Raw genomic sequence first — 6,232 nt, 5'->3', positions numbered from 1 at the left:
AGTAAAGGTACAGAGCCAGTGGAGTTGCTCGCACTCACGGCTTGTCAAACGGGTATAGGAGATGACCGTGCGACACTCGGTATGGCTGGCATTACGGTGCAAGCAGGCGTCAAAAGTGCTTTGGCTTCTCTTTGGTATGTTGACGATGCTTTTACACAAGAATTAGTCGCTAAGTTTTACGATAACTTGCGCTCGCAAATGAGCAAAGCAGAAGCCCTAAAGGAAGCACAGAAGGCGCTGATTAATCAAAACAAGAATATACATCCCGCTAAATGGGCCTCCTTTATCCTTATCGGTAACTGGCTATAGAAAGAAAAGAGCATTGTTACTGTATTAAAACCCTCTGTACAACAATGAATGAAAGTTGGTAAACAGGTAAAAATCAGGTCAGAAAAAGTGCTAAATATGTCGGGCTTGTTGGCGGCGAATTAGATCGCGATCGCTCTTGATGCGCGATATGCGATGCTTTCTCTAAAAGCGATCGCGTTACGCGGTTGCAAATTCCGTAAACTGACGCAAACGCGGTGGATGAAAGGCGAGGACAATATCTTCACGAGACACCCCCGCTTGCAGTAAATCGGTTGCAATACCTTCCTCAAATGACCTAAATATTTCCTTAACAAGCTTCTTAACTTTTCATCGGATATATTGATGTCGCAGGTTTTTAAATAAACTGAAGGTCGATAAGCTGTTCAACATTTAAATTTTTTGCCTGAAAGCCAGGGTGCAAGGAGTCTAGGCTTCAAAAATTCCAATTTAAATGCGTATCAGCTTATCCTAACTTCCGGCCGCAGCCAACTTCTCCGTTAGCTGCATCTTCAGCTTCTACCAGCTTTATCAAACGCTGGTGGTGGGTTATATCATTTATTGTGGATTGAGGCTCGGAGGGAATTTATTTACTCATATTTCTGTCCTTAATGTTTCAAAGTAATTAAGATTCTCGGCTTCTTCAGGATCTGGACCCCAGTCTAGCAACCCCACTCTCAATTTTCTATAAAATACTAGCGCACTCCTCAATGCGTACAAGCCTATTCTCCCTTGGTATCCTAATTCTTCGCTGCGGGCGATCGCAAAATTTATCATAGTTCCACCATAGAACTGCCCCCTCCAAATGGAGGGGGTAATTTTTACTGAACGAAATCGCTCACAGGGATGAAGTTGCAAAAACTAAATGCAATTTAAGTTGAAACTATTCACCACATAAACTAAGAAAAACCATGCACAATTCATCGATCCAACCTAATTCCGGCTCTAACAACTCCGGTTACGAATCGGAACCCGATTTGACTGTCGGTTACTCATCACCTAGGGAAGTTCGTCAAGGTAATTTTGACGACGCTTACCAAGAAAATGTTTATGATTTGTCCAACTTAGCAGATACTCCTTGGACAGATTCAGCAGTCCGGTCGAATCCACAGTTGGAACTGGAGCTTGATTAAAGAAAAAAGCGAAGATCAAGAAATGCAGTCCTGGACGCATCAACTCAGAAAAAATAGAGCAGCTTTCTTTTTCGCGATTTTAGTTAACATCAAGAGGATTTCCATGAACAGTCCCAAGCCGTTAAAAAAATCAAGCCAGATAGGCTCTGCCTTAATAGCTGCCAGTACACTCTGCCTAATTTTTGCTTTCATCTGCATTACTTTCTTAAGCTTTCCATCAATTGCTAGCGCTAGTTCCTTACCTACTAAAATTTGGGAAAAAGAACAATCTAGAGTTTTGCAGCCAGATTGGAGCCAGATTACCTTTAGTTCCCTACCCGCCGTTGCTAGTTCTGGAAGTTCTGGCGGTCGAAGCTGGCAAGCCGGCACTTCTGTTGACAACATCTTGAAGCTGGGGGACATTAACGATGTAAAACCTGAAATTCTGTCTTTGCAAGCAATTGAACAATTGGCACTAGGGGATATCAATTTAGAAAATATCAGCTTGTCAGCATTTCCCTTAGCTGGTAAGCAAACTGTCGGTCACTTGGCTGAAATTGTTCCGAATCTAGGCCAATTTCAATTGAGCGATGTTCCTCCAATTGCTTCTTTATCTTCTCAAATAGCCGGAGTGAACCCTAACATCAACCAATTACCAATTGGTCAAGCTGTAAAACAAGTACCGCAACTAGCGCAGGCAAAACTTAACCAAATTGATCTATCTGAGTTTGAGATCGCCCAAATCCCCAACCTTAATAGCGTAAATTTAGAACAGTTCTCTGGGTGGTCAGAGGAACTCATCAGCAATATTCCGCTGCTGAGTCAAGTCCCACTTTCTAATTTTCCGGTTCCTATTGCGTCTATTGGCAGCACAATCATGCGAATTGACATGATTTACAGTCGGTACGAAAGCAAACGCAATAACACAATTTCCGGTTCTGATGTAGAAGGATTTGCGGTAGCCTGCGAGAAAGATTGCGCTTATATCGAACTCGACGACATGGAAAACGTCGGTCGCCGCGCCACAGGGCCGCTAGAAGGCAAGCAGTGGATTAGCGGCAAATACCAGGAAGTGCGAGGCGGTTCTGGCTGTTTGACCGGTTGGGAACCGACGGGCCGACATCCTTTTGGGGAAGTGTTTAAAGTAGTAGTAATGGAACCGTCAGAAACCAGCGATACTGTTGACACGGCTCTGTACTTCAGGTTTAGTTTGCCCTGCGGCAAATCACCTTACATTATTGGTCCGGTTCCGTTTCTCAGTTACAGCGTTAATTCGCCTATGTTTGTCGGTCGATTGGATGGCGGTTCTTCTAACAGTATTTCGCGTTCAAAAGGCGTCGCACCTGAAACAAAACCTTCAAAGCCGCTGAGTTCAAATCAAGCTAAAAAAAACGCTTTACCAGCTCAGCCGGTACCTGAATCAAAGCGAGAGTGCGCGCGCCCCGCAACTTACGTTAACGGTGTGGATGTAGCTTCATTAGGGGAGGCGTTAGCAAAGCTTTCCGAAGGAATCGCCAATTTGGAAAATGCAGCCAGTGGCGATTACGAAGCTATTGGCGAGATGGTTTGTACTGAAGGATCTCGCAACTGCGGGCGGGCGATCGGTCGCTATCAGTTGATGAGTTACCGGGAAGACGTGCAGCGTGCTGTCAGCTCAATTCCAGGGGCGGCTAACTTTATCCTGAACGTCAACAAAGGCCAAAAACCTACAAGAGAGGAACTCTTCCAATATTTTCCTCCTGCTGTTCAGGATAAAGTCTTGCAAAATTCTCTAGTTGAGAACTTAGTCAGCAGCCAACAGGAAATTGACCCTAAAACTGGGCAGGTGTTCAAGGACGATCGCTTAATTGAGCGAGTAGCGCAAAAACACTTTGGGGGTTTTGGCAGTAAAATTGATGCCAGCTATTCCAACATTTTAGGCGGCTACTCTCTCAAACAGTACGGGGAAAAAGTTCGAGAGCTTTATAACCACAATACCAGCGACCATTGCCAAGCTAATTCTGGTGACAGCAATGGCATCAGCAACTCGGTCGGCTCCGGCATTACTTTAAATGCTAGTGGGAGTATTAAGGTTGCGCTGTTCATTAGCTCTTTTTTGATGGGAATGTGGTTCTTAATTCGACTTTTTTACAAGCGAAAGCAGCAACTTTTTATGATTCTAATCGGTTTGGGACTAGCAATTAGTTTTGGCACGGCTGCACTCTCCCATTGAACCAGGGGAAAGAGGAGGTGGAAAAGCAAGTTATTAACAAGTCTAACAACCTTCTCTACAACCAGGACGTTTTTAATTGCTGAAACCATTAATTTTATGGCATTGATATCAAAATTGGTGGTATCGGAATGATTAAACCACAGAGGGCACAGAGGACACAGAGAAAGAGAAGAGAGAGATAATAATTCCGATGTCAACTGATTAGATATGACTTCTAAGCTGTTCAGAATATAAATTGTAGAGTCGTTTTGTATTCCCCGAAGGAAGTCATAAAAATTGACTGTAAGATTTAGACATACAACAGCTTAGTTCAGCAAAACAATCTCTCTTTTATTGTCTTTTTCTTCTGCTTTAGTGTCCTGTTTTTTCTTGTATTTTGTAGGAGTGGAGTAACAAATGGTTAAACAAAATAGAGTTAAGCAACAAACAGCAGGCACCCAAAAGATTGTCAACCCCCCGGTTTGGTTAAATCAACTTGGTTACTGGTTTCGCATTGGTTTGACAGTTTTTACCGCCCTGTCGCTATTATTGGGGACAGTTGCTTGCACGAATTCTAGTTCAGCAACAACCGCACCAGCTTCTTGGCAACAAGCTTTGCGAGTCACTCCAAAAGAAACTTTAACCCTAATCGTAAAGGAACACAGCAGCCTTCCAGAACTCAAAGTAGCCGCTGGGCAAAGTGCTGTGGCGGAAGCGATTAATAGAATGCGAGTGTGGCAAGTTAATGGCTCGGTAGGACGGCTGAACCTTTATGATTTCAATAATTCCACTCTGTGCGGTACAAAAGGCTGCCTTTATGTTGGCTACTTAATTCCTAATGATTCAAGTCAAATGCCAACAGAAGTATTTGCAGCTTATCTCGACCCCCATAAACCGCAAAAAACTCCTTTGTTTAAGGCTGACAGTTCTTCGCACGACGGTTTGCCTTGTCTAGGAGTGAATCAGCTTTCCAAAAAAGGCCGCCGCCAGCTTCAATTTTGCTACGACGGCCTTACCTATCAACTTGCTGACAGCCAGCTTTTCAGTAGTTAGTGTTTAGTAGTCTGCGGGTTCATCGAAGTCAAAATCTTCTTCTGAATCAACCTCAACTTCAACCTCAGCCGCCTCGGAAAATTCATCTAACTCCTCTAATTCTGAGTCTGTTCCTCCTTCAACTTGTGCAATTTTGCGAGGGGGCGACAATTTACCTCGATTTTTGCGGTTAGTTACGCTTTCTGGCAATGCCTGGACTTCAGGTTCCGCACCAGCAGCTATAGCTGGCAACCCGGCATCGCTAGCCTCAATGAAACCAGCAATGTTATTGTGCAGTCCCCAAATCAATTTCTTTTGTGGTTTTTGACCGAGAAATAGCTTGTGAAAATTAGCATCAGTTGGCTGAGTAATGCTGTGAGTTTTGCAGCAAAACGATTTATTTTTGCCTTCCCCTTCTTTAAGAGCTCTAAACTCGACATTCAACACTCCCAAAGAGCGCCACTTGTCATTTTTACCGCTGTAATCTCTCCCAAAGCAATCAGCAAATGCCCGTTCCAAATTGCGGTAAAATTCTTCTCTAGCGCTCTTAAAGCTCCAGAGGGCTACATTCTTGAAGCGGACGACAATCGGTACCTGATGCAGGGGTTGGTTTTTGGGATTTAGAAAGATGAGAGCGTGTTCGGAACACACTTCCTGCGTCTTTTTATCGAGGGAATCGCGATATTCGTCGTAAAGCCCAATAAAAGTACCTGCTAATTCTCCATTTTCTTCAATATCTTTGTAGCGGATGTACTCAGGCACAAAAGCTAATACCAACATTCTCGCTTTTTGGAGCAGTAAGCCTGTCACTTCTTCGCTTAGTTCGACCGTTGTCAATTCCTCAACATTAGGTATTACGTGCCATTCCGCTTTGACAAGCTGGTCGTTCGGGAGCAAAATACCTGCTGGGTTATCGTTAATCACGATTCCATAGGGCAAAGAGGGCTTGCGAGTTTGGTTGTAATCACTGTTGAATAGCTCCGGATCTATCTCGTAATAATCAGCACTCTTGTTCTTTTGCGTGTGGGACTTTCCACTATAATTCTGTACTGTCTTACTGGGAGATTTCGCGTTATTGCTTCTTACCATTGTTTACCTATTTTTGTCATGGTCTCCCCCTTGAGGCGATAGCCGCTAGCTGAAACCTTTAGTTTTTTAAGAGCTAAAAAAAATGAACAATTTGCAATTTTTGCCTAAAATTAACAAAGCTACCTTGATACCAATGGCAGTTCAAACTCCTAAACGTTCGTTAACTAGCATAGATTTTGGCGGGTTGTTGGGTCAGTTTCTGAAGCCAGAGGGACTGGCAATGTTAGGGCTAATGGCAGGCTTACTTATTGCTTCCAAATTAGTTGGAAACGGGAAAGGGAAAATTACCTCCGGGCGGCTGTGCGGGACGGCTGAAAAATTGGCAGCCACAGGCTCTGCCCTCAAGCAAATGAAAGAAAAAAAACGGCAACCTGTTACTTTGTGGAGCGGTACGCCGAGTTATTGGTTTAAAGGTTGTCAGGGATCATTTGTGACAAGTTAAGAAAAAGTGCAAATTGTCAAGGGGGTACAAAAAAAAATGTAAAATAGGCTGAACATCTAT

At 43.7% G+C, this 6,232-nt stretch carries 7 protein-coding genes; 5 read left to right on the top strand and 2 right to left on the bottom strand.

Annotation, left to right across the window (positions count from 1 at the left end):
- Positions 1-309 (top strand): CHAT domain-containing protein (locus QUA23_RS30370; protein WP_333110683.1); only part of this gene is annotated, 309 nt, incomplete at its 5' end.
- A gap of 177 nt (positions 310-486) precedes the next feature.
- Here the strand turns inward: QUA23_RS30370 and QUA23_RS30365 are convergent.
- The gene (locus QUA23_RS30365) at positions 487-561 is read right to left on the bottom strand and encodes an element excision factor XisI family protein (RefSeq protein ID WP_333079607.1); all 75 of its coding nucleotides are present in this window, start codon (positions 559-561) and stop codon (positions 487-489) included.
- A gap of 656 nt (positions 562-1,217) precedes the next feature.
- Between QUA23_RS30365 and QUA23_RS30360 the strand changes: the two genes are divergently transcribed.
- From QUA23_RS30360 to QUA23_RS30350, 3 genes are all read left to right on the top strand, one after another.
- Complete coding sequence (locus QUA23_RS30360; protein WP_333079602.1) at positions 1,218-1,439, top strand: hypothetical protein; 222 nt, start codon at positions 1,218-1,220, stop codon at positions 1,437-1,439.
- A 103-nt stretch (positions 1,440-1,542) separates the two neighbouring features.
- Positions 1,543-3,630 (top strand): hypothetical protein, encoded by a 2,088-nt coding sequence (locus tag QUA23_RS30355; protein WP_333079603.1) that lies wholly within the window; start codon positions 1,543-1,545, stop codon positions 3,628-3,630.
- Positions 3,631-4,026: 396 nt separating this feature from the next.
- Positions 4,027-4,662 carry a hypothetical protein gene (locus tag QUA23_RS30350; RefSeq protein ID WP_333079604.1) on the top strand — a complete coding sequence of 212 codons (636 nt, stop codon included), beginning with the start codon at positions 4,027-4,029 and terminating at the stop codon, positions 4,660-4,662.
- Between the two features lie 3 nt (positions 4,663-4,665).
- Here the strand turns inward: QUA23_RS30350 and QUA23_RS30345 are convergent, their stop codons facing one another.
- Complete coding sequence (locus QUA23_RS30345; RefSeq protein ID WP_333079605.1) at positions 4,666-5,730, bottom strand: DUF5895 domain-containing protein; 1,065 nt, start codon at positions 5,728-5,730, stop codon at positions 4,666-4,668.
- An 82-nt stretch (positions 5,731-5,812) separates the two neighbouring features.
- Between QUA23_RS30345 and QUA23_RS30340 the strand changes: the two genes are divergently transcribed.
- Positions 5,813-6,172 carry a hypothetical protein gene (locus tag QUA23_RS30340; protein ID WP_333079606.1) on the top strand — a complete coding sequence of 120 codons (360 nt, stop codon included), beginning with the start codon at positions 5,813-5,815 and terminating at the stop codon, positions 6,170-6,172.
- Positions 6,173-6,232 lie beyond the last annotated feature (60 nt).

This window comes from Microcoleus sp. Pol1C5, from assembly GCF_036701115.1.
Lineage (GTDB): Bacteria > Cyanobacteriota > Cyanobacteriia > Cyanobacteriales > Microcoleaceae > Microcoleus.
Note: the sequence above shows the minus strand (reverse complement) of the source record. Positions and strands in the feature narration are given on the sequence as shown.